General features: G+C 56.1%; 21 protein-coding genes. 13 read left to right on the forward strand and 8 right to left on the reverse strand.

All coding sequences use genetic code 11. The annotated features are described in order from the left end of the window. Positions 1–49: 49 nt before the first annotated feature. Positions 50–916 carry a RibD family protein gene (locus MLE19_RS00060; RefSeq protein ID WP_240716798.1) on the reverse strand — a complete coding sequence of 289 codons (867 nt, stop codon included), beginning with the start codon at positions 914–916 and terminating at the stop codon, positions 50–52. Positions 917–1,055: 139 nt separating this feature from the next. Here MLE19_RS00060 and ribA point away from each other — a divergent pair, with 139 nt between their 5' ends. Next, on the forward strand, positions 1,056–2,159 hold the full coding sequence (gene ribA, locus MLE19_RS00065) for a GTP cyclohydrolase II RibA (protein WP_240716037.1): 1,104 nt from the start codon (positions 1,056–1,058) through the stop codon (positions 2,157–2,159). Here ribA and MLE19_RS00070 read toward each other — a convergent pair. The 3 genes from MLE19_RS00070 to MLE19_RS00080 are packed head-to-tail and all read right to left on the reverse strand — an operon-like array spanning position 2,156 to position 5,266. Next, on the reverse strand, positions 2,156–2,932 hold the full coding sequence (locus tag MLE19_RS00070) for a creatininase family protein (RefSeq protein ID WP_240716038.1): 777 nt from the start codon (positions 2,930–2,932) through the stop codon (positions 2,156–2,158). The two genes, ribA and MLE19_RS00070, sit on opposite strands and share 4 nt — an antisense overlap. A gap of 21 nt (positions 2,933–2,953) precedes the next feature. Next, entirely contained in the window at positions 2,954–3,736 is a 783-nt protein-coding gene (locus MLE19_RS00075; RefSeq protein WP_240716039.1) for an FkbM family methyltransferase, read from the reverse strand. A gap of 21 nt (positions 3,737–3,757) precedes the next feature. Continuing rightward, positions 3,758–5,266 (reverse strand): glucan biosynthesis protein, encoded by a 1,509-nt coding sequence (locus MLE19_RS00080; RefSeq protein WP_425356792.1) that lies wholly within the window; start codon positions 5,264–5,266, stop codon positions 3,758–3,760. A 319-nt stretch (positions 5,267–5,585) separates the two neighbouring features. Here MLE19_RS00080 and MLE19_RS00085 point away from each other — a divergent pair, with 319 nt between their 5' ends. Beyond that, on the forward strand, positions 5,586–7,214 hold the full coding sequence (locus MLE19_RS00085) for an alkaline phosphatase (RefSeq protein ID WP_240716041.1): 1,629 nt from the start codon (positions 5,586–5,588) through the stop codon (positions 7,212–7,214). Then, positions 7,211–8,620, forward strand: a complete 1,410-nt coding sequence (locus MLE19_RS00090; protein WP_240716042.1) for a mannose-1-phosphate guanylyltransferase/mannose-6-phosphate isomerase — start codon at positions 7,211–7,213, stop codon at positions 8,618–8,620. Before MLE19_RS00085 ends, MLE19_RS00090 begins: the two co-directional genes overlap by 4 nt. Before the next feature lie 9 nt (positions 8,621–8,629). Here the strand turns inward: MLE19_RS00090 and MLE19_RS00095 are convergent, their stop codons facing one another. From MLE19_RS00095 to MLE19_RS00110, 4 genes are all read right to left on the reverse strand, one after another. After that, on the reverse strand, positions 8,630–8,977 hold the full coding sequence (locus MLE19_RS00095; RefSeq protein WP_240716043.1) for a hypothetical protein: 348 nt from the start codon (positions 8,975–8,977) through the stop codon (positions 8,630–8,632). Positions 8,978–8,993: 16 nt separating this feature from the next. After that, positions 8,994–9,929, reverse strand: coding sequence for a lysophospholipid acyltransferase family protein (locus tag MLE19_RS00100; protein ID WP_240716044.1), 936 nt, complete (start codon positions 9,927–9,929; stop codon positions 8,994–8,996). Positions 9,930–9,931: 2 nt separating this feature from the next. Beyond that, positions 9,932–10,321: a DUF4870 family protein gene (locus tag MLE19_RS00105; RefSeq protein ID WP_240716045.1), complete on the reverse strand. Its 390-nt coding sequence runs from the start codon at positions 10,319–10,321 to the stop codon at positions 9,932–9,934. Between the two features lie 102 nt (positions 10,322–10,423). Continuing rightward, positions 10,424–10,807: a VOC family protein gene (locus MLE19_RS00110; RefSeq protein WP_240716046.1), complete on the reverse strand. Its 384-nt coding sequence runs from the start codon at positions 10,805–10,807 to the stop codon at positions 10,424–10,426. A 39-nt stretch (positions 10,808–10,846) separates the two neighbouring features. Here MLE19_RS00110 and MLE19_RS00115 point away from each other — a divergent pair, with 39 nt between their 5' ends. The 10 genes from MLE19_RS00115 to MLE19_RS00160 all read left to right on the forward strand — a co-directional run bounded on the left by MLE19_RS00115 (position 10,847) and on the right by MLE19_RS00160 (position 21,799). Beyond that, positions 10,847–11,491 carry a class I SAM-dependent methyltransferase gene (locus MLE19_RS00115; RefSeq protein WP_240716047.1) on the forward strand — a complete coding sequence of 215 codons (645 nt, stop codon included), beginning with the start codon at positions 10,847–10,849 and terminating at the stop codon, positions 11,489–11,491. 182 nt (positions 11,492–11,673) lie between these two features. Beyond that, positions 11,674–13,047 carry an MFS transporter gene (locus MLE19_RS00120; protein ID WP_240716048.1) on the forward strand — a complete coding sequence of 458 codons (1,374 nt, stop codon included), beginning with the start codon at positions 11,674–11,676 and terminating at the stop codon, positions 13,045–13,047. Between the two features lie 123 nt (positions 13,048–13,170). Beyond that, a complete protein-coding gene (locus tag MLE19_RS00125; protein ID WP_240716049.1) occupies positions 13,171–14,958 on the forward strand; it encodes an acyl-CoA dehydrogenase in 1,788 nt (595 codons plus the stop codon). 128 nt (positions 14,959–15,086) lie between these two features. Beyond that, positions 15,087–16,715: an acyl-CoA synthetase gene (locus MLE19_RS00130; RefSeq protein WP_240716050.1), complete on the forward strand. Its 1,629-nt coding sequence runs from the start codon at positions 15,087–15,089 to the stop codon at positions 16,713–16,715. An 86-nt stretch (positions 16,716–16,801) separates the two neighbouring features. Next, on the forward strand, positions 16,802–17,650 hold the full coding sequence (locus MLE19_RS00135; protein ID WP_240716051.1) for a 3-hydroxybutyryl-CoA dehydrogenase: 849 nt from the start codon (positions 16,802–16,804) through the stop codon (positions 17,648–17,650). A 117-nt stretch (positions 17,651–17,767) separates the two neighbouring features. Next, entirely contained in the window at positions 17,768–18,541 is a 774-nt protein-coding gene (locus MLE19_RS00140) for an enoyl-CoA hydratase/isomerase family protein (RefSeq protein ID WP_240716052.1), read from the forward strand. Positions 18,542–18,673: 132 nt separating this feature from the next. Then, complete coding sequence (locus tag MLE19_RS00145; RefSeq protein ID WP_240716053.1) at positions 18,674–19,369, forward strand: glutathione S-transferase family protein; 696 nt, start codon at positions 18,674–18,676, stop codon at positions 19,367–19,369. Between the two features lie 70 nt (positions 19,370–19,439). Continuing rightward, on the forward strand, positions 19,440–19,979 hold the full coding sequence (locus tag MLE19_RS00150; protein ID WP_240716054.1) for a YaeQ family protein: 540 nt from the start codon (positions 19,440–19,442) through the stop codon (positions 19,977–19,979). A gap of 243 nt (positions 19,980–20,222) precedes the next feature. After that, positions 20,223–21,212, forward strand: a complete 990-nt coding sequence (locus MLE19_RS00155) for a lipid A deacylase LpxR family protein (protein WP_240716055.1) — start codon at positions 20,223–20,225, stop codon at positions 21,210–21,212. A 23-nt stretch (positions 21,213–21,235) separates the two neighbouring features. Beyond that, positions 21,236–21,799: a sugar O-acetyltransferase gene (locus MLE19_RS00160; protein ID WP_240716056.1), complete on the forward strand. Its 564-nt coding sequence runs from the start codon at positions 21,236–21,238 to the stop codon at positions 21,797–21,799. The last annotated feature ends 6 nt before the right edge of the window (positions 21,800–21,805 follow it).

Raw genomic sequence — 21,805 nt, forward strand, 5'->3', positions numbered from 1 at the left:
CCTACCGGGCATCTGGGTCGCGCTGAACCGTCGTGATAAAGCGCAGCCTTCAAGCAGTGGCGTCCCGCAGTCGCATGTCGAACAACGTGTCGTCACCGCAGCGGAACGCGCGGGTGGGCGGACGCAGAGCACTCTCAAGCGTCTCGATGGGCGTCATTTTAAGCCCTGGCCTGCCGGAACCGATCAGCAGCGGCGCGACCAACAGATGCAGCCGATCAACGGCCCCTGCTTCGATAAACTGAGACACCGTGATGCCGCCGCCTTCAATCAACACGCGGGGCAAGCCTTTCTCGGCCAGCAGGGCAATGACATCGTCAGGGTTGAACTGGCCGCTGGCATTCATCGGCAGTACACACCGCTGAACGTGGGAAGGGTTGGTGGCTTCCGCTACCCCGGGCCCAACGATCAGCAGCGTCGGCGCGCTGTTGTTGTGCAGCAGCGCCAAGTCGTTAGGAATGCGGCCTCGTGGGTCAAGCACCACCCGCGTCGGGTTAGTGCCGTTAACGTGGCGTACGGTCAACTGCGGGTTGTCGGCGCTGGCGGTTCCCGCGCCGACAACCACCGCATCGACCAGGGCGCGCAGGCGGTGCAGGTGAATCAAGCTTTCATGACCGTTGATGTAGTGGGAGTGGCCGCTTTCCGTCGCAATGCGGCCATCCAAACTTTGACCCAGTTGCGCCACTACCCAGGCGGGGCGACTGGCCAACGGGGTCAGGCAGTCGAGCAGCTCTCGCGCTTCACGAGTGACGGACTGAGCCGCTTGCCACTCGCCGGCGGGATTCAAGGTGATCGCCACATCGCAAGGGCGCCGATGACGCAGCGCCGACAGCCATTCCCAGGCTTCGGCCAGCGCAATATCGTCGCTAGAATTTACAACACCGCTATTAACACCAGTATTGACATGGGAGTCGGGCATGACGCCTCCGCGCTAAAAAATCCGCTTCATCATGCGGGCGCTACTTGGGTAAGAGCAAGTAGTTCAGAGCAAGTAATTAACAGCACGTTGTTCAGCGCAAGCGCGTACATCCCCCACGCCAGTAAGCCAGGAGGCCAACATGTACCAGATTGAACGAGCTATTTTCGATATCCGTCGTGGATTGCCAGTAGTGGTGAATGCCGGTGAGCAGCGTTTGTTAGTACAGGCGCTGGAAGGCAGTGAGTCAGTCGAAGCACTGGCCCGGTTAGCGGGCGGGCGGCCTTCGCTGGTGCTTACTCGTCACCGCTTGGCTGCCATGGGTGTGACCTTGGCCGCTGAGGCGGCCAGCCTACCGTTAGCGGCAAGCATCAGCACGAATGAGCTACATGGATTGGCCATTGCGGAAGCGCTGCCGCAACCTGTTGAAGGGTTGTTAAGCGGTCTAACGCCAGCGGGGCTTGCCGAGCTAGGGGCCGTGACACTGATGCGGCGTGCTCTGTTAGTTCCCGCTGCGCTATGCGCTTTTGTCAGCGAAGAGGCCGCTGCGGACATCGAGGAGCAGCTAACAGAAGGGCGACTGCTGGAAGTCACCGCTAAAGACGCTGTGCAGTGCTTAGCGGGTGCGCCAGGTATGCTCAAGCGCGTTAGCGAAGCGCATATTCCCCTGGAAGATGCGGCCAACAGTCGCTTCGTGCTTTTCCGTGAGCCGGATGGTCTGCGCGAGCACGTTGCGGTGGTGATCGGCAAACCGGAAAGCTGGGAAAGCGCGGTGCCACTGCGCCTGCATTCAGCGTGTTTAACCGGTGACCTATTTGGCAGCCTGCGCTGCGATTGCGGTGAGCAGCTACGCAACGCGGTCGCGGATATCCAGGGTATGGGCGGCGGCGTGCTGCTCTATTTGGCCCAAGAGGGGCGCGGCATTGGCCTGGCCAATAAGCTGCGCGCTTACACCTTGCAGGATGGCGGCTTGGATACTGTGGACGCCGACCAAGTGCTCGGCTTTGGTGACGATGAGCGTCAGTATGCGGTAGCGGTGGATATGCTTAACGCACTCGATATCGATCAAGTGCAACTGCTGACCAATAACCCGCTGAAGATGGAAGCGCTGCGCCAGGGCGGTATTGAAGTTGTCTCACGCCAGGCGCTGTATGGCAGTGTTACCGATCACAACCAGCGCTATTTGAATGCCAAGGCTACCCGTGGTGGGCACCTGTTGGAAGACGTGCTCAGCGGGCAGCGCTAAAGCGTATCAAGCGGCGGTAGGTGGGCGGTTTCCGTTACCACCGCCGCTAGCTGGCGAGCATAGTGCATCACCAGCCGCTCGCCTAATTCGGCGCTGGCGTGGCTGGCATCCCCGGCGACGCCATGAGCGCTCAAATCTTCCGCTAACCAGGCAAACGCTGCCGACCCCTCTGCACTCACTAAGTCATCTCCTCGAGGCGCCGCGGGCGGTGTGGCTTGATAGTCATCTAGCTGAACCAGCGCAGGCGCTAAATAGCACATCATCGCGGTTTCGAGCAGCCCCCCGTGTAAGCCATAACGCAGCTCATCCGCCTCAATGGCGCCTTCCAGTGCCGGCAGTCGGGTGTAAGTGGCTTTGACCACACGCATCCCGTGGCGCCGCCGAAGGGTTAGTCCGGCTAAATCCATCACCGCTTTATTTCCGCCGTGGCTGTTAAGCAGCACCAGCCGAAGAATGCCGGCGCGGGCTAAGCTGTCGCCATACGCTTCTAAGGTGGCAATGGCCAGCGGCGCTGGCAGGCTAAGCGTGCCGGGAAAGCTGGCGTGCTCATCGCTAGCGCCGACGGCAATGGCGGGCAGGCAGATCACATTCAGGTTCGGATTAAGCTCCTCAAGCATAGCGGCTTGCAGGCCTTCTCCAATAGTGAGGTCAGTGGCCAAGGGGAGGTGGGTGCCGTGTTGCTCAATGGCACCGAGTACCAGCACTGCTACCGGATCGCACTGGGCGAACTCGGTTAACTGGGGTGCGGTGAGCGTTTGCCAATGGTAAATCATGAAATGAAACGCCTTTAGGGTTTAAACACACTTCTGAAGTAGCTGGTGATCCGAGCGGCAGGCGTAAAGATCGCCTGAGGGGAGCTCTTCAGCGCCAGTAGTGAGCCATTCGGTAATGGCCTGCGGAGTTTGCCACTCGGTCCAGCGGAAATGGCGCTGCTCGCCAGCCACCACATTGTAGCGATACTCGCCAAGGCGACTTAAATGGCTGACGCAAGCGTGGTTAACCTCTAACGCCCCGGATACAAACTCTACCGAAAGCGCGGCTACAGGGCGGCTTAGGCCCGCCAGCACCTCTGCTTCAAAGCCCTCAACGTCAATCTTGATGAAGCTAGGCTCGCCATACTCTTCAATTAAGATATCCAGCGTGGTAACCGGTACCCGCAAACGCTGCTCCCAGCGCACCTGGCTAAAGCCTGCGTTGCGCTCGCCAATCTGCTCCCGCCACTCGGTGGCAAGGGTTGATAGTGTCGGATTACCGGGGCTGATAGCGATCTCGGCAAAGCCCGCCGTTGGGCCAGCCGCCATGGGTAGCAGCGTGATGCTGGTGGGCTTAACCAATCGCTTAAACCATTTAGCGAGATCAGGCTGTGGCTCGAGCGCGACCACGTTAGCGCCCAGTGCATGAAAGGCCGCGCTGCGGTCACCTAAATGAGCGCCAATATCAAACGCGACGGCACCGGGCCGAATAAACGGTTGATAAAGTCGCTTGAGCCCACGCTGGCGCCCCGGCCGCCAATAAATAAACAGCGAACGGGCAAGCCCGCCCACGCTACGCAGCCGTTGTAGCGCCATGTGCCGCATTAACTGGACTCCTGAATATATTTATTCGGCATCGGGATACCACACGTAATTCCAGGTTTCGCTAATCGGTTCGCCGTTTAACGTGAGTCTAAGGCGAACATCGCTGGGTTGATCGTTAGCGGGCACCCGGAAGCTCGCCCGCCAGCCATTATTAGGCAGCGCGGTGACCTGGGGCAGCAGTACCTCGCCTAGTTGGGCGCTGATGTCTAACTCGACGGGTTGGTCCGCAGCGATATCATCTAGCGCGCCTCCTTGGAAATCGACAATAAATTGACGCTGCTCGCTAACCGCTAAATCCGTTTGCCCGGGCCCCGCAGCGTTGCCATGGCGGGTGCGGATCGCACGCCCCAAGGTATGTGCTTCTGGCTGAGTATTGAGGGTATGGGTAAGGTAGTGGAGGCGACGGGATTCGCCAGCATCCAATGCATCATCTGCTACCCAGTAGGCAACGATGTTGTCGTGAGTTTCATCGGGAGTAGGAATTTCGACAAGCTCTACTCGTCCTGGCCCCCACTCATCCAAGGGAACCACCCACTGACTTGGGCGACGGTGGTACTGCGCTTCGGTATCCAAATAGCGGTTAAAGTCACGCTCTCGCTGCATCAAACCAAAGCCCTTAGGCGAGCTATCAATAAACGTTGAGGTGCGCAGGTGCTCTGGGTTGGTTAACGGGCGCCAAATCCACTCACCGCTGCCGGTATGCAGCAACAGACCGTCTGAGTCGTGTACTTGAGGGCGGAAGTCATCTGGACGCTGGCGGCTTGCTTCGCCGTAAGTGAACATGCTGGTAAGCGGGGCAACGCCGAGCTTAGCAACATCTTCCCGTGCAAATAGCTCGGCCTCTACTTCCACCTGGGTATCTTCGCCGGGCTGAATAATAAATCGATAAGCGCCGCTAACAGAGGGGCTGTCCATCAACGCTAACAGCTCAATCTGTTCAGCATCTGCGTCGGGTTTATACATCCAGAATTCACGAAACGCCGGGAACTCCTCGCCTTCGGGCGAGGCTGTGTCAATTGCCAGCCCGCGAGTGGATAGTCCGTAGGCTTGGTCGCGCCCCACAATGCGGAAATAACTTGCCCCTAAGAACACGGCAAGCTCATCGGCGTATTCATGGTTGTTAAGCGGGTAGTGGAGGCGAAACCCCGCGTGGCCGCTGCCGGTTAGATCCTGCTCTTTCAGCTTTTCGGCATTGCCATCATAGGAGTAGTCTTGTGCCGAAAAGGGGAGCGAGGTGACCGTATCGTTTTCAATTACATTGAGTGCAATCGGTGTTTGAAACAGAAAGCCGCTATGAAATAGCTGGAGGCTAAACGGGCTTTCATCTTTCCAATAAGCGTGGTCGGGATCAAAGCGAATTTGCCGGTAGGTATCGTAACTGAGTTCACGAAGTGCCTCAGGCAGTGATTCTTCGGGGGCTTGATAAGGCGCTTCAGCCAGCTGCTGGGCGCGCTCAATAACCGCATTGAAGTGTTTGTCGTCTTCAGCAAAGGCGGTAGAAACAATCATCGAACAGCCAAGTAAAACCATCCACCGACCAGCATGACCTTTATTGACATGCCCTCTGTTGAAATAGTTAGTGGAATAGTTGAAACGCATGGGCGAAACCCTTTCGAGTGAAGACCTGCTAAACGCATGGCAATAGGCCAGGCAAAGCGTGAAATTTTTACACAAAAACTATACGATTGAGCGCAACAGTACATGATTGTTGCGTTTTTAAGCAGCCTTACTCCTTGCTCTTTAGTCTTGAAAACTGATTTAACCTCTCTTCAAGGCTGTGTGCTGACGGGTCTTACCTAACACGCTACCTAAGACACTGTAAGCTAAAGCAGGTACAAATGAGAATGCGATGAGTCGATTATTATTAACGTTAGTCATGCTAAATTTTCTGCTCATAGCGCCCCTTTGGTGGCGTTTTGGAGAGATGGGGACTCACTTGATCGCCTGGGAGGCGTTTATCATTGCGCCCCTTATGCTGTTGCTTCCGGTCGGCAACGTTCGCCGCCTTGTGGGCATTGGGCTCGTCAGTTGGATCATGCTGGCAACCGCCGCTAACGTAGGCACGGCCGCGACACATTTGGCGTTTGCCCGCTCACTCAATCTCTACCTCGATCTTCCATTGCTGCGCTCCGTTTATCACCTGCTAGTCGGTAATGTTGGCCAGTTTTTGGCAGTCTGCGCCATGCTGGCGGGTGTTGCTTTGCTACTTGGCATCACCCTGGCGTTAATCCGTCTGCTAATTCCCCCCGTTAGTTACACGCTCAAACGGCTTCCTGGTATAGCAGCATTTATGCTGTTGATCGTTGCCACCATTAGCGCTGCGCTTGAACTTAACGGTGTGCGGTGGGTGGATAGCGCTCGGTTGCAGATGGTGAACAGCACACGTTTTCAGTGGCAGCAAATTACCGATACCCACGCCGCACGCCTTGCCTTTACCGCACAGTTGGAGGCTGCGCCGTTAGAGCGTCAGCCGCTGCCAGGGCTCGAAGGGCGCAATGTGTTGCTGACCTTTATTGAGTCTTACGGCGTCTCGGTACTGGATGACCCACGTTATGCGGAGGTTCTGCTGCCTACTCTGGCCGATATGGAGCAGCGGCTATCCGCGCGTGACCTCCACGTGGTGTCGGGGTTGTTGGAATCGCCGATCCGTGGCGGACAGTCTTGGTTGGCTCACGCAACGGCGCTAAGCGGGCGGTGGATCGATAACCAGCTGTGGTATCAACTGATGCTAGACAGCGGCCACTCTACGTTGATCGACGATTTCAGCGCCACCGGGCAGCGAACGTTGGCGGTAATGCCCGCTATTACCCTGACATGGCCGGAAGGCGAGGCCTACGGTTTCGATGAGATTGCCGCCGCCAAAGATATCGATTACGCCGGGCCAGCGCTCAACTGGGTGACCATGCCCGATCAATTTACCCTCGACTACACACAACGCCATTTAATCGGCGACTCTCCACTGTTTGCCCAGTTGGCACTGATCTCCAGTCACGCCCCTTGGACGCCCATTCTGCCTGTATTGGATGATTGGTCATCTATCGGTGATGGGCGCATTTTTGCGCCTTGGGAAAGGGCCGGGGATCCACCGGAAGTTCTTTGGCAGGACATTGAGCGGATTCGCGAGCATTATGCTTGGTCGGTGGACTACGCTATTAAGGTAACGGGACGCTGGGCTGAGCGCGTAGTGGACGACAACACGCTATTGATAGTGCTTGGCGATCATCAGGCGGCGCCATTAATTACCGGTGATTACGCCAGTGGGGCAGTGCCGGTGCATATTATCAGTGGAGATCCCGCGCTATTGGCACCGTTTATGGCACGTGGCTTTGTAGCGGGAACTCGACCAACGCTCAGCCAAGCGCCAAACGCCCCCAGAATGAGCCAACTGCGCCACTGGCTGCAGGAGGATTTTGGCGAGCTAGCAGATGATGCAGACACTCGCCCGGATACAAGGACGACCACAAGGACGCAGCAATGATTCAGCCAGTGATTTTAAGCGGCGGTAGCGGCACGCGGCTCTGGCCGCTCTCGCGAGAGCAGATGCCTAAACAGTTTTTGCGCTTAACCTCTTCTCAAAGCTTGCTGCAGCAAACCCTCAGCCGCCTAGCTGGATTAACCGACACAGCCCCCATGCTGATGGGCCACCATAGCCACCGCTTTTTAATGGCCGAGCAGCTACGTGAAATCGAACAAGATGCCACCATCGTGCTCGAACCCGAAGGTCGTAATACGGCCCCGGCCATTGCCTGTGCGGCGCTGCTGGCTCGCCACGCTGGTGAAGACCCGCTGCTATTGGTGCTGCCGGCAGACCATGCCATTGGGGATGTTCTGGCTTTCCAGTACAGCGTTGCAGTCGCCGCGCCGTTGGCCGAAGCGGGCTATCTGGTCACTTTTGGAGTAGTCCCGACGCAGCCAGAAACGGGGTACGGCTATATTGCCTGCGGCGAGCCGCTGGAAGGGGGGCATCATCTGGCGGCCTTTATTGAAAAACCGGACGCCCAGTGTGCTGCTGCGTTAGTCGAGAGCGGTGATTACCTATGGAACAGCGGTATGTTCTTGCTGCGCGCCTCGAGTTATCTGGAACAGTTACAGCGGCTACAGCCGACAATGCTTGAAGCCTGCGAGGAGGCGGTTAGCACCGCGCACCGTGACCTGGATTTTCTCCGCCTGGGCGAAGCAGCATTTGGCCGTTGCCCAGCTGACTCCATTGACTATGCGGTGATGGAGCACTGTGATCGCGCCGCCGTGGTGCCTTTGGCCGCCGCCTGGAGTGATATTGGCAGTTTCGACGCGTTGTGGGCAACCGTTGAGCCTGATGGGGCGGGCAATGCCGCCAAAGGCGATGCGTGGCTGACCGATACGCATGATTCGCTGGTGTTTGCGGAGCACCGCCTCGTGGCCACGCTGGGTGTGCAAAATCTAATCGTCGTGGAGACATCGGATAGCGTGCTGGTGGCCCATCGTGATCAGGCGCAGCAGGTGAAGCAACTGGTGGCTTCACTTTCAAAGGCAGGGCGCAGCGAGCCCTGCTCTGCACCTCAGGTGCAGCGCCCTTGGGGCAGCTTTCAGGCGATGGACAGTGGTGAGCGCTATCAGGTCAAACACATTACCGTGAAGCCGGGCGGGCGGCTATCGCTGCAGCGCCATCATCACCGCGCTGAGCACTGGATTGTGGTAAGAGGCACTGCGCGGGTAACGCTTGAGGAGCGGAGCTTCCTGGTAAGTGAAAATCAGTCGACCTATATTCCCATTGGCGCGCTGCATCGCCTGGAGAATACCGGCAAGATTCCTCTTGAACTGATTGAAGTGCAGTCGGGAAGCTATCTGGGTGAAGACGATATCGAGCGCTTGGATGACGTTTACGCCCGACACAACAACGAATAACGGCTGCGCTTACCAGAGCCAGCTGGCAGGGCGCGCTGGTGGTCGGCCTTTGCGTACATCGACCCAGCCGAGTACACAGCGCACGCCCAGCCAAACGGCCAACAGCGGCCAGAGCAGGGTGCCAACGATGAAAATGCTAAGCACAAAGGCGATGCAGGCGTACAGGGTGCCGATCCAGAAAGTGCGGATTAGGTAACGGTAGTGCGGCTGCAGCCATTGAGCGGCGTCTTTGCGGTAGACGTAAGCAATCACCACGCCAATCAGTAGGGTGATGTTAGCGGTGACGATGCCCGCCAGGTAAAGCGCGTAAATAATCTGTGGTGGGCGTGTTTCATCACCAGGCAGTTCTTTTTGCATTATCAGTCAGCTCTTGTTAATAAAGTCGGAAGTCGCGGAAGTTGGATAGATTCTGCTGCTCTTGTACCACTTTGCGATAGCGCTTGTACTCCCACTGATACTGCGCGGCGTCCAGACCAATCGCGGCCTCGACACTGGCATTGACCCCCGTGGCAGACTGCACATCATCATCGCTATAGACGCGCTCATCGGCTTCCAGAAAATGAATTTCAAACCCTTTGCCAGGTACCCGCAGCGCCACGCCGGTGACCACCCTTGCCTGGGTACGGGCGACCAGTTTAGGCAGCAGTGTGGCGGTATAGGCGTCGCGGCCAAAGAAGGGGGCGAAAACGCCGCTGCCCCAGTCCGGCTCTTGGTCGGGCAGTATGCCAATCGCTTCGCTGCGTTTAAGCGCTTTGAGCAGTGCCGCCACCCCGCGGGGGTTGGTGGGCACCAGGCTCGCCCCCATGCGCTCGCGACCATGACGTATCACTGGATCGAGATCGATGATTTTGGGTGGCTCATACATGGCAGTGAATGGAAAGTGGCTGGATAGCCAGAAGTTAAGCACTTCCCAATTGCCAAAGTGCGGGGCGAGTACAATCACGCCGCGGCCATCGGTGCGGGCGTTATCGAGTTTGTCGCGGCCAAATACCGCTAAAATGCTGGCGTCTACTTTATGCGGTTCCGCCATCCAGGCATGGCCCAGCTCTAACATCGTGGCCGCTGAGTGGCGCAGGCTATGCTGGGCAAGGGTTTTACATTCAGCGGTAGAGAGGTCGGGATAAACGACAGACAGATTACGCTCGGTTACCCAGCGCTCGCGTTTATTGGTGAGGTAGATCAGCGGCCCCAGCGCCGAGGAAATGCGCCATAGGCGTGTGAGCGGCCAACGTGAAAGCTGACGCCACAGCCAACTGATGGCGCTGGCCTTGGTGAAGCGCCCGCTGGTGGTGCCCGTTTGTTGCGTCATATCTAAAACAGCCAGGAATCTACGTTGGAGGGGGCGCGTTTCTCTTGCAGCCCTTTGAAGCCTTTAACGCAGCGGATAATCAGCCAAACGGCAAGCGCCAGTAGCAGCGGGAAACCGATCAGAATCAAGGTCAATATCGAAAACACGATACCGTAGACCAAGCCAATCCAGAACGTCCGAATCTGATAGCGGTAGTGCTCGTCTAACCACGTGGGCCCTTTGCCTTTATACACATAGGCGATGACCACACCAATAATCGACGTAAAGCCGAGGATAAAACTGGCCAGGTAGAGCGCGTAGATCACCATCGCCATCGTGGTGTCGGGCTGATGGCTTCGCTCTTTGCTGACAACGTCGCCTTCTAGCGGCGCCTCATTGGCATTATCTCGCATAACGTTTCCTTTCGATAAATCCGTATCAGAGCTGAATCAGCGTTGCTCAAGCGCTCTATGATAGCGTGCGCTAAGTGCCTTATCACTAAGGGTAACTGGGCGTTAACGCGTCGCGGGGCGGCATATTTCCAGCAGGTTGCCGTCCGGGTCGCGCAGGTAGATGGACTCGATGGGCCCATTCGCGCCTTGGCGAGCAACGGGGCCTAGCTCAACGTCAATGGCCAGCGCATCCAAGTGCTGTTTGAATTCGTCCAGCGGCAATTGGCAACGCAGGCATAAATCCAGACTGCCCGGCGTGGGTGTTGCTGAGATGGGGGCGATGTCGGTATCGGTTTGATGCAGGCGTAGCGCCGTATCACCGAGCATTAAATCGACCCGTTGAGCATCGCGATAACGGACGTCTAGCCCTAACACCCTTGAGTAAAAATCGACGGCGCGACCCATGTCGGTCACGGTGACTACAAGATGATCCAGACCTGATAGCATGCCACTTTCCTTAAACATAACGATAAGCCAGAGAATACGATGATGCGCCGCTGTCCGCTCTGCGCGGAATCCACTATTGCGCTCTACCACCGGGATCGGCGTCGTGACTACTACCAGTGTGCCACGTGTAAGCTGGTATTTGTCCCCCCTGAGCAGCATTTGAGCGCCGCTGCAGAAAAGGCCGAATACGATAAACATCAAAACTCGCCGCATGATACGGGATATCGACGCTTTCTAGGGCGTTTATTTACCCCGTTGTTAGCGAAGCTCCCGCCCAATGCGCGCGGGCTTGATTTTGGTTCCGGGCCGGGGCCGACACTGTCGGTGATGTTCACCGAGCAGGGCCACCCGATGGCCCTTTACGACCCCTTTTACGCTCCCGATGCCTCAGTTTTGACACAAAAATATGATTTTATTACCGCTACCGAAGTGGTTGAGCACTTGTCTCAGCCTGGCCAAGTGCTTACTCAACTGGCCGCGCAGCTTGCGCCAGAGGGGTATCTAGGGCTGATGACCAAGCGGGTCTCCACCCCTGAAGCGTTTGCCCGCTGGCACTATATTAGCGACCCCACCCATATCAGCTTTTTTAGTGAAGAGACCTTTCGTTGGTGGGCTCAAAAGAATAGTTTAGTAGTGGAATTTCCTGGGCCAGACACGGTTATTCTATACAAAACGCTAACGTGAACAATTGTAACCTTAGAAAAGCATTGACTTTACCCCCTTGGGGGCAATAATTGCGCGCCGCTATCCCTGCCTGACGTGATGTGCCAGGTGAGATAACGGTTACTGTGAACAGATTTTTCAGCGTTTTTCACGCCTGTTTTCAGCCCCTGTTTTCCACCACTTTTCGTCAAGACGAGGTTTTCATGTCGCGGCAACTGCTAGCCATGGCGCTGGCGCCCCTTTTAGGGCTATTCATCCTCGGGATAGGCAACGGTTTTCTTGCCACCTTAATTACCGTGCGGCTAGACGCTGCCGGTGAATCGGCCACGGTGATCGGTATTGTCTCGTCGGCTTACTTTATCGGCTTAGCTTTAGGCGCAATGGTGAATGATCGCCTGTTGCTGCGTATTGGTCACATTCGCGCCTATGGCAGTTTTGCCTCGTTAGTTGCTGTCACCGTGTTACTGCAAGGCTTGTTCTTCGACCCCTGGGCGTGGTTTGCGCTGCGTTTGGTCGGCGGCTGGGCCACCGTCGGGGTTTATCTGGTTATAGAGAGCTGGCTATTGACCGCCGGTGATCAAAGAGTCCGTGGCCGCCTGTTGGCGCTGTATATGATTTCGCTGTATGCCGCCGGGGTATTGGGCCAGTTGCTGTTAGGCGTGACGAATGCGATGGGCGTAACGGCACCCTTTATGGTGATAGGGCTACTGGCCTCGCTTTCTGTGCTGCCGATGGCGATGATTCCTCGTGTATCACCGATTATGGAGCACGCCGAACCGCTCCCTCCTCACCGTTTGATTACCCTGACGCCCACCGGCGTCATGGGCAGTTTAGGCTCGGGTATGGTGGTCGCCGCGGCCTACACGCTGTTGCCACTTTATCTACAGCGTAATGGTATGAGCGTGAGCCAGGTAGGCCAGATGATGGCGGTGCTCATCATGGGGGCCATGTTGCTGCAATACCCAATTGGCCGCTGGTCTGATCGTCATGACCGGCAAATGGTCCTGATCGGCATCAGCGGTTTCTGTGTCCTCATCTCAGCAGCGATACTGTGGCTGCCGCTTTCTACGCCGCTGCTGGCGGTACTGCTGTTCTTACTGGGTGGTGGCGTGTTTGCACTCTATCCCGTGGCCGTAAGCCATGCCGCTGACCGGGCGCCAGCAGGGGCGCTTGTCCGCATGAGCCAAGGTCTACTGTTGATCAACTCGATTGGCGCCACCATCAGTCCGCTGTTGATTTCCCCCGTTATGACTGCAATGGGTGACGCGGGACTGTTCTGGGCCTTCGGCTCGCTGAGCCTGTTCTTCGTTATGTTCTTCTCCTGGCGACGCAGCGTGCGCCCAGCGCCGGTGCCGGTGGCTCCGTTTACGCCTACTACGCCGATGACCGCTGCCGGTGCGGAGCTAGTGGTCACGGAAGAGTTGATACAGGGTGCGCTGGAACATGAGCATCTCGAAGATCTATCCGATGCCGTATGGGACGTCGATGCCGCCGAACCGGTAGTAGGGCCGCCTGCGCAAGATGAAAGCCATATCACCTATTACGATGATGTGGCGCAAACAAGTGTGCATAAATAAAACGAGATGAGGACGTAGCCGGTAGCGGCTGATACCTTGGGCTAATGGTGTATGTGAGAGAGTGTTACTACTATCGTAGGTACATTTTCAAACATTTGTTTTATTTTCAGCCCGAGGTTCGCCATGAATGTTTACGCCGCGCCGATACGCGATTTGCGCTTTGTGCTCGAAGAGCTACTAGCGCACCGCTCGCTTAACCTACCGGGCTTCGAAGAAGCCACGCCAGACTTGGTAGAAGCGGTGCTCGAAGAAGCCGCTAAACTGGCCGGTGATGTCTGGGGGCCGCTTAACAAAATTGGTGACCAGCAGGGCGCCAAGCGCCACACCGATGGTAGCGTAACGACCCCGGAAGGCTTCGCGGCGGCTTACCAAGCGTATGTCGAGGGCGGCTGGAACGGTATTGGTGTATCCGAAGCGCTAGGCGGTCAGAACTTACCTGAAGTGGTCGCCAGCGCGGTGCAGGAGATGCTTCACGGCGCCAATATGGCACTCGGGCTCTGTCCCATGCTGACCGCCGGTGCCATTGAAGCACTGGCCCATCACGGCAGCGATGAATTAAAAGCGACTTACTTGCCCAAACTGGTGGAAGGCACCTGGACGGGCACCATGAACCTCACCGAATCCCAGGCGGGGTCGGATCTCTCCCAAGTGCGCACCCGCGCCGTGCCTGAAAACGACCACTACCGCATCAGTGGGCAAAAGATTTATATCACCTGGGGCGAGCACGACGCTGCCGAAAATATTATCCATCTAGTGCTTGCGCGCAAGCCTGATGCCCCGGAGGGCAACAAGGGCATCTCGCTGTTTTTGGTGCCCAAGTTCCTAGTTAATGAAGATGGCTCACTGGGTGAGCGCAACGATGTTACCTGTGCCTCTATTGAGCATAAGTTGGGCATTCATGGCTCACCTACCTGCACCCTGAGCTTTGGTGAAAACGGCGGCGCCATTGGCTATTTAGTCGGTGAAGAGGGGCGTGGTCTTAACCATATGTTCACCATGATGAACGAGGCACGCCACAAAGTTGGCATCCAGGGCATTGGTGTGGCCGAGCGCGCCTGCCAGCACGCCTTTGCCTATGCGTTGGAGCGTCGCCAGGGGCGCGCTTCTAAAGTACGAGGCGGCGCTGAGTGCAGTATCAGCGAGCACTTGGACGTACGCCGTATGCTGCTTTCGATGCGCTCGCGTACCGATGCGCTGCGTGCCCTGGCACTCTACTGCGCCGCTGAGCTGGATGCCGCCCGCCACGCTGAAAGCGGCGATGCTCGCAACGCCGCTCAAGCCCGCGCCGATATTCTTATTCCGGTAATCAAAAGCTTCTCTACCGATCAAGCGGTGGATATCGCCTCCATGGGGATTCAGGTACATGGCGGAATGGGCTATGTGGAAGAGACAGGGGCTGCCCAGCTGCTCCGCGATGCCCGGATTGCGCCTATCTATGAAGGCACTAATGGCATTCAGGCACTGGATTTGGCGGGGCGTAAACTCCAGCGTGACAACGGCGAAGCGCTCACCGCGCTATCGAAAGAGGTTGCTGCCACCGTGGAGCAGCTCAACGCTGACCCCGCACTGAAAGCGCTGGGCAGTGGCTTGGCCGCCGGACTTGAAGACCTAAACGCTGCCCAAGCGATGGTGCTGGAACAAGGCCGTGACCCAGAAACCGGCGCAGACGCGGTGCAGGCCTACGCCACGCCGTTTCTTAACTTGGCGGGTCATGTGCTGTGTGCCTGGCAGATGGGCAAAGCGGCGCTTAGCGCCCAAGCTGCTCTTAAGAACGGCAGCGATGATCCCTTCTATACTACCAAAATGCGCAGCGCCGAATTTGCTATCACCCAATGGCTGCCCGTAGGCCGCGCCCAGCGTGCGGTGATTGAGGCGGGTATGCAGTGTTTAAGCGAGTTTGAGGTTCATTAACGCTAATGTATCAGCTAGCACCGCCGCCCTAGAGGCGGCGGTGCTGTTTCTAGGCTATCAAAACAACTATTTAAAACGCACCCTTAAAACGAACGCTTTCAACAACATCAAAAAACCAGGAGCCGACCATGACCACCATTTTCGAGCAAGGCTTGCCCAAAAGCGCAGCTAACCACGTACCGCTTTCGCCGCTGACCTTTATTGAACGCTCCGCGTCGATCTATCCCGACTACCCGGCGGTGGTTCATGGCAGTACGCGACGTACGTGGGGCCAATCCTGGTCACGCTGTCGTCAGTTGGCCTCTGCACTTCAGCGGCGGGGCCTTCAGCCAGGCCAAACAGTGGCGGCGATGCTGCCTAATATCCCTGCAATGTTCGAGGCGCACTTTGGCGTGCCGCTGGCGGGCTGTGTATTGAATACGTTGAATATTCGCCTGGACGCTGAGGCGATCAGCTATATGCTGGAGCACGGCGAGGCGAAAGCCATTTTGGTCGACCCCGAGTTTGCTGAGGTCATCCAACAAGCCGTTGCCAAGCTAACTCACAAGCCGCTGATCATTGATGTCGCCGATGTTGAGTTTCTCGGTGAAACACAGGGCATTGGAGACATTGAGTATGAGGCGCTGCTGAACGAGGGCGACGCTGATTTCGCCTATCAGCTACCTGCCGATGAGTGGGATGCAATCTCGCTCAACTACACTTCAGGCACCACCGGCAAACCCAAAGGCGTGGTGTATCACCACCGCGGTGCTTACCTTAACGCGGTAAGTAATATCATGGAGTGGGCGATGCCCCACCACCCGATCTACCTGTGGACGCTGCCGATGTTCCACTGCAACGGCTGGTGTTTCCCTTGGACGATTGCCGCCAACGCCGGGGTCAACGTGTGCCTGCGCCGCGTCGACCCGAAAAAGATCATGCAGTTGATTGCCGATGAAAAGGTCACTCACTTCAGCGGCGCGCCGATTATTCTTAATGGTTTGGTGAACTTGCCTGCTGAAGATAAGTGCCAGTTCGATCACCCGGTGAAAGTCACCACCGCCGGTGCCGCGCCACCAGCCTCAGTGATTTCCGGGGTCGAGAAGCTGGGCATTGAAGTGACTCACGTATATGGCCTAACCGAAGTGTATGGCCCCGTCACCGTGTGTGCCTGGCGCGAGGCGTGGGATGAGTTGCCACTGGAAGCGCGGGCCAAAATCAAAGCCCGCCAGGGTGTGCGCTACCATATGCTCGAAGCGCTGTGTGTCGCCGACCCGCTGACCATGGAGCCAGTCCCCAAGGATGGCAAAACCATGGGTGAAATACTGATGCGCGGCAATAACGTTATGAAGGGCTATTTAAAGAACCCAGAGGCCACCGAGCAGGCGCTGGAGGGTGGCTGGTACCACACCGGCGACTTGGCGGTTTGGCATCCGGATGGCTATATCGAAATCAAAGACCGCTCGAAAGACATCATTATTTCCGGTGGAGAGAACATCTCCACCATCGAAGTGGAAGACGCCATTTACGGCCACCCCGCCGTTGAAGAGGCCGCAGTGGTCGCCAAGCCTGACGAGAAGTGGGGTGAAACGCCCTGTGCGTTTGTGAAGCTCAAAGTGGGCTACGGCGAAGTCACCGAGGCCGATATTATCGCCCACTGCCGTGAACATCTGGCGAGTTACAAAGTCCCTAAAACAGTCATTTTCAGCGAACTGCCCAAAACCTCGACGGGCAAGATACAAAAGTTCGTCTTGCGTGAAGAAGCTAAAAATCATTGACCAGCCCTAATAGAAATAAGCACTGGCGGTGATAACCGCCAGTAGTGATAACCGCTTGTAGTGATAATCAATAGGGGAGATCGAGCATGAGTGACCAACAAATTGGTGTGGTGGGCGCCGGTACCATGGGGCAGGGGATCGCACAGGTCGTGGCTACCAGTGGCTTTAACGTGCGCCTTTACGATGTGGCCGAAGAGCAGCTTGGCCGCGCCAAGGCGAATATCGATAAAGGCTTGGGTAAATTGGTCACTAAAGAGAAGATCAGCGAGGCGGATAAAAGTGACGCTCTCGCCCGTCTATCGACCACTACCACACTCAATGCTCTCAGCGACTGCGCGATCATTATCGAGGCGGCCCCCGAACAGCCCGAACTCAAAGAGAAGCTATTTCGTGATCTTAGCCAAATGAGCACCACGGCTATTTTAGCCTCCAACACCTCGTCACTGTCGCTCACCCGGTTGGCGGCGGTTTGCGAGCATCCCGAGCGCGTGGTGGGCATGCACTTCTTTAACCCTGTGCCGGTGCTCAAATTGGTGGAAGTGATTCGCGCCGAGCAAACCTCAGACGCGACCGTGACCGAGATCAAAACCCTCGCGAAGGCGCTGGGCAAGACCGCTGTGCCGGTAGGCGACGCACCGGGTTTCGCAGTGAATCGCCTGTTGGTGCCGATGATCAACGAAGCGGCGTTTATCGTTCAAGAGGGAACCGCGACACCTGAAGCGGTTGATGAAGCCATGAAGCTGGGGGCGGCTCACCCCATGGGGCCGTTGGCGCTGGGGGATTTGATCGGCCTGGATGTCTGCCTGGCGATTATGGAAGTGCTTCAAGAGGGCTTTGGCGATCCTAAATATCGCCCTTGCCCACTGCTTAAGCGTATGGTCGCCGCAGGCTATCTTGGCCGTAAAACCGGGCGAGGTTTTTATCACTACGACTAGCTTGCACTGAACGGAAGAGCACGGCATAAAGGAGTCATTGCCACTCAACCAAGCGTTCGCTAGGGTGGGTGGTAACCATTTTTAATGTGCAATAACAAATCGAATAAGGAGCCCGCTATGAGCGAAGCAGTGATCGAGAAGGTTGATAACGATGGGATGGTGCGTCTGACCATCAATCGCCCTAAAGCTCTGAATGCCTTGAACAGCGAAGTGCTCGCCGCGCTGGAAGCGCACTTAGTAGAACTTGAGTCTCATCCCACTCTACGCGGTGTAGTGATTACCGGCGCGGGCGAGAAGTCCTTCGTGGCTGGTGCTGATATCACTGAAATGCGCGCTAAAACACCCGAAGAGGCGCGGGCCTTTGCCAGCCAAGCGCTGCGTACCATTAAACGCCTAGAGACGCTGCCCGTGCCGGTGGTCGCGCTGGTGAACGGGTTTTGCCTTGGCGGCGGCTGCGAACTGGCACTGGCCTGCGACTGGGCCGTAGCCAGCGACAACGCGGTATTCGGCCAACCAGAAGTACTGCTGGGCGTTATCCCCGGTTTTGGCGGAACCCAGCGCCTGCCACGCCGCGTCGGGCCTGCCATGGCGATTGATCTGGTCACTACCGGGCGCAAAATCGATGCTCAAGAAGCGCTACGTATCGGCCTAGTAAACCGCGTGATGCCGCAAGCGGAGCTGGAGAGCTACGTTGAAGAGCTCACCAAACAACTCAAAGGTAACGGCCCACAGTCAGTGCGCGGCGCCAAGCAGGCAGTTCACGACGGCATGGATCAAGACCTGGATAGCGCGCTGGCGCTGGAAACCAGTCTGTTTGCCTTCTGCTTTGCCGGTGAAGAGCAAAAAGAGGGCATGGCCGCATTTGTCGAGAAGCGCAAACCGAACTTCTAAGGTTTGATTAATTATAGTTTTACTTATTTAGGGGGTGGCGCTTGCGCCACCCCCGTTTTATTCTCGAAAACATGTCTAGGTAGCCGTTGTGCTAGGTATGATTGTTAATCTCAACACCTTAAGGAGCGCTGCATGTTTGATCTCTATATCGCTAACAAGAACTACTCCTCTTGGTCGCTGCGCCCTTGGGTGTTGATGAAAGTATTGGAAATTCCGTTCAACGAACATCTCATGCCTTTTGAAGGCGGTTTTGGCGCTAGCCATGACGTTTATACCCGCTTTTCGCCATCGGGCTTAGTGCCCTGTTTAGTGGAAAGTGAGGGTGATCTGGCGGTGTGGGATTCGCTGGCGATTGTTGAGTATTTGGCCGAGCAATACCTCAACGTTTGGCCGACAAATAAAACCGCCCGCGCCTGGGCGCGCTCTGCCTCGGCTGAAATGCACAGCGGCTTTGGCGCCCTGCGCGATGATTGTTCAATGAACTGCGGCGTACGGGTTGAGTTAAATGAGTTATCGGCTAAGCTCAAGACCGATGTGGCTCGCCTGGATACACTATGGCAACAGGGGCTTGAGCGCTTTGGTGGGCCTTTTTTAGCGGGTGAGCACTTCACTGCGGTGGATGCTTTTTATGCCCCGGTGGCCTTTCGTGTACAGACATTTAATCTACCGGTGAGTGTCGCCTCCCAGAAATATGTCGATCGCTTGTTAGCGCTCCCTGCTATGCTGGCGTGGTATCAATCCGCGCTAGAAGAGACATGGCGCGAACCTATGCACGAAGCCGAAACGCTAAAAAATGGCACCCTTAAGGCCGATTACCGGAAGGCTTAACCTGCTTGGCAATTCACCGGTGATACGCTGCATCAGGTACACTGGCGCAAAATTTCGTTTGGAAACTGCAATGGCTCTCAGTGCAACGCCCTATAAAGTTGATATTAATCTGACCGACCTGGATCACGGGGTGTATGAAACGCTGCGCTTTACCGTGGCTCGTCACCCATCAGAGACCGAAGAGCGCATGACCGCGCGCTTACTCGCCTATGTGCTTTGGTACAGCGAGACCCTCGCCTTTGGGCGGGGGCTTTCCGACGTGGATGAACCGGCCCTATGGGAAAAGAGTCTTGATGGCCGCTTGCTGCACTGGATTGAAGTTGGCCTGCCTGATGCTGAACGGATTACCTGGTGCTCGCGCCGGGCAGAGCGGGTATCGCTGCTCGCCTATGGTCGGGTAGATATGTGGGAGAGCAAAGTGCTGCCCAGCGTGGCATCGCTGAAAAATGTGCATGTAGCGGGGCTACCACAAGAGGCGCTTGCCACCATTGCTAAAGATCTGCCCAGAGCGATTAATTGGGCGGTGATGATTAGCGAAGGATCGCTATTTATTACGGATGAGCAGGGGCAGCATGAGATTACCCCGCAGTGGCTGCTGCGCGATCGCTAGCAAATATCAGACTTTCGTCTATTCTACTAAGCTATAGAATCGAATTTTAAATCGAAGCGCTTAATCGAGAAAGGGATGACTCAAAGGTCATCCCTTATTTTTTTAAAAGTGTGCTTGCTATCTTTTTGCACAATTACATACAATCAACAATGTTTGTTGCTGTTCTTAAAAAAGCAGTCTCGAAAACCAGCCTCAAAAACTAGTCTCAAAAAAAGCCTTCCGGTTAATCTCAAGGAACGAGCAATGAAAGTAAATTCCCCTTCTCATTGGCAGTTACTCCCGTTAGTAGCTGCCATGAGCCTGCTACCGATGCTTAGCCAGGCAGACGATCGCGTCTTTTCGGTCAAGCACGAAAATGATGGCATGGCCAGCAGTGATGATGGCCATTTTACCAGCGGCTTTGAGCTTAACTGGACCTTTGAGCCCAGTGAAGAAAACTGGATGCAGCGCTTAGCGACGGCGCTTCCCGATAGCTTGATCGGCAGCGCCGATATGGCCGCTTATCGTTTGGTGCATCAGATTTATACGCCGAATAATATTGAAGAACGTCGGTTGATTGAAGATGATCGCCCCTATGCTGGTCTCGTTTACGGTGGGATTTCGCTTTATGAAGACGTGCCGATGGGCAATTGGCGCCAAGCGACTGATCTGCATCTGGATATTGGTTTGGTAGGGCCTTCCTCACTGGCCGATAGTATTCAGCGAGAAGTTCACCGTGTCACTGAAAGTGATCGCCCAAGCGGTTGGAATAATCAGCTTGGAGATGAAGCCATTGTGAACGTTGCTATGCGTCGTCAGTGGTGGCATAGCTCCCCGTTTATTGGCAAGCAGTTTGCTCACGGACCTAGTGTAAGCGCCGCTTTGGGTAATCTTTACACCTATGCAGGCGCTGGATACAGCGTGCGCTGGGGCGACGAGGCGCCCGGTATTCCTACGCTCACGCCAAACCCTGGTAGCCGCTACCATATGACCGGTAAAGAGGGGTGGCAGTGGTATCTGTTTGCCAGCGTAGACGGCTATTACATGGCGCAAAACCTGACGCTGGATGGCAATACGTTCAGAGACAGCCACTCGGTTGACCGTAAAGAGTGGGTAGGTGACATCTCTGCAGGCCTGGCGCTGGCTTGGGAAGACTGGCAAGTGACCTACGCGGCTGTTCAACGTTCTCGTGAGTTCGATGGCCAGGAAGAGCAGGACAAGTTTGGGGCCATCACGTTATCCCGGCGTTTTTAGACACAGTTACGAAAGGCTCCACCATGACTGAGCGTGAAAAAATGCTGGCGGGGGAGTGGTACAACGCCCAGGACGAAGAGTTGCTAATGCTGCGCCGAAAGGCGCGGCTAACCATGCAAGCACTTAACGCTACCCGTGATGACGATTGCGCTGAACGTACATCGCTCTTGCAGCAGCTGTTGCCTAATGCGGGCAGCAAATTATGGATTGAGCCCCCTTTCTACTGCGACTATGGGGAACACATCGCATTAGGTAATAACGTTTTCTTCAATTTTAACTGTGTGGTGCTCGATGTTGCCTGGGTGACGATCGGCAACAATGTCTTGTTTGGTCCTAACGTCCAACTGTACACCGCCACGCATCCATTGGATGCACAACTGCGTTGCAGCGGTTTAGAAGCTGGTCATCCCATCACTATCGGCAATGACTGTTGGATTGGCGGTAGCGTGATCATTAATCCTGGTATTACGGTGGGCGAGCGCAGTGTGATTGGCGCTGGCAGTGTCGTGACCAAGGATATTCCCGCAGATGTATTTGCGGCAGGTAATCCTTGTAAGGTAATTCGCTACTTACATAGTTCTCCGTAGGTGCTA

It is taken from the genome of Vreelandella neptunia (genome assembly GCF_022489065.1).
In the GTDB taxonomy this organism is placed as follows: domain Bacteria; phylum Pseudomonadota; class Gammaproteobacteria; order Pseudomonadales; family Halomonadaceae; genus Vreelandella; species Vreelandella neptunia_A.

Coding starts and splice junctions, on each gene's coding strand:
- MLE19_RS00140 (WP_240716052.1), top strand. CDS start 17,768: ATGAGCGAAGCAGTGATCGAGAAGGTTGATAACGATGGGATGGTGCGT.
- MLE19_RS00115 (WP_240716047.1), top strand. CDS start 10,847: ATGATGCGCCGCTGTCCGCTCTGCGCGGAATCCACTATTGCGCTCTAC.
- MLE19_RS00100 (WP_240716044.1), bottom strand. CDS start 9,929: ATGACGCAACAAACGGGCACCACCAGCGGGCGCTTCACCAAGGCCAGC.
- ribA (WP_240716037.1), top strand. CDS start 1,056: ATGTACCAGATTGAACGAGCTATTTTCGATATCCGTCGTGGATTGCCA.
- MLE19_RS00060 (WP_240716798.1), bottom strand. CDS start 916: ATGCCCGACTCCCATGTCAATACTGGTGTTAATAGCGGTGTTGTAAAT.
- MLE19_RS00145 (WP_240716053.1), top strand. CDS start 18,674: ATGTTTGATCTCTATATCGCTAACAAGAACTACTCCTCTTGGTCGCTG.
- MLE19_RS00070 (WP_240716038.1), bottom strand. CDS start 2,932: ATGATTTACCATTGGCAAACGCTCACCGCACCCCAGTTAACCGAGTTC.
- MLE19_RS00075 (WP_240716039.1), bottom strand. CDS start 3,736: ATGCGGCACATGGCGCTACAACGGCTGCGTAGCGTGGGCGGGCTTGCC.
- MLE19_RS00130 (WP_240716050.1), top strand. CDS start 15,087: ATGACCACCATTTTCGAGCAAGGCTTGCCCAAAAGCGCAGCTAACCAC.
- MLE19_RS00155 (WP_240716055.1), top strand. CDS start 20,223: ATGAAAGTAAATTCCCCTTCTCATTGGCAGTTACTCCCGTTAGTAGCT.
- MLE19_RS00095 (WP_240716043.1), bottom strand. CDS start 8,977: ATGCAAAAAGAACTGCCTGGTGATGAAACACGCCCACCACAGATTATT.
- MLE19_RS00085 (WP_240716041.1), top strand. CDS start 5,586: ATGAGTCGATTATTATTAACGTTAGTCATGCTAAATTTTCTGCTCATA.
- MLE19_RS00105 (WP_240716045.1), bottom strand. CDS start 10,321: ATGCGAGATAATGCCAATGAGGCGCCGCTAGAAGGCGACGTTGTCAGC.
- MLE19_RS00120 (WP_240716048.1), top strand. CDS start 11,674: ATGTCGCGGCAACTGCTAGCCATGGCGCTGGCGCCCCTTTTAGGGCTA.
- MLE19_RS00110 (WP_240716046.1), bottom strand. CDS start 10,807: ATGCTATCAGGTCTGGATCATCTTGTAGTCACCGTGACCGACATGGGT.
- MLE19_RS00150 (WP_240716054.1), top strand. CDS start 19,440: ATGGCTCTCAGTGCAACGCCCTATAAAGTTGATATTAATCTGACCGAC.
- MLE19_RS00090 (WP_240716042.1), top strand. CDS start 7,211: ATGATTCAGCCAGTGATTTTAAGCGGCGGTAGCGGCACGCGGCTCTGG.
- MLE19_RS00135 (WP_240716051.1), top strand. CDS start 16,802: ATGAGTGACCAACAAATTGGTGTGGTGGGCGCCGGTACCATGGGGCAG.
- MLE19_RS00160 (WP_240716056.1), top strand. CDS start 21,236: ATGACTGAGCGTGAAAAAATGCTGGCGGGGGAGTGGTACAACGCCCAG.
- MLE19_RS00125 (WP_240716049.1), top strand. CDS start 13,171: ATGAATGTTTACGCCGCGCCGATACGCGATTTGCGCTTTGTGCTCGAA.
- MLE19_RS00080 (WP_425356792.1), bottom strand. CDS start 5,266: ATGGTTTTACTTGGCTGTTCGATGATTGTTTCTACCGCCTTTGCTGAA.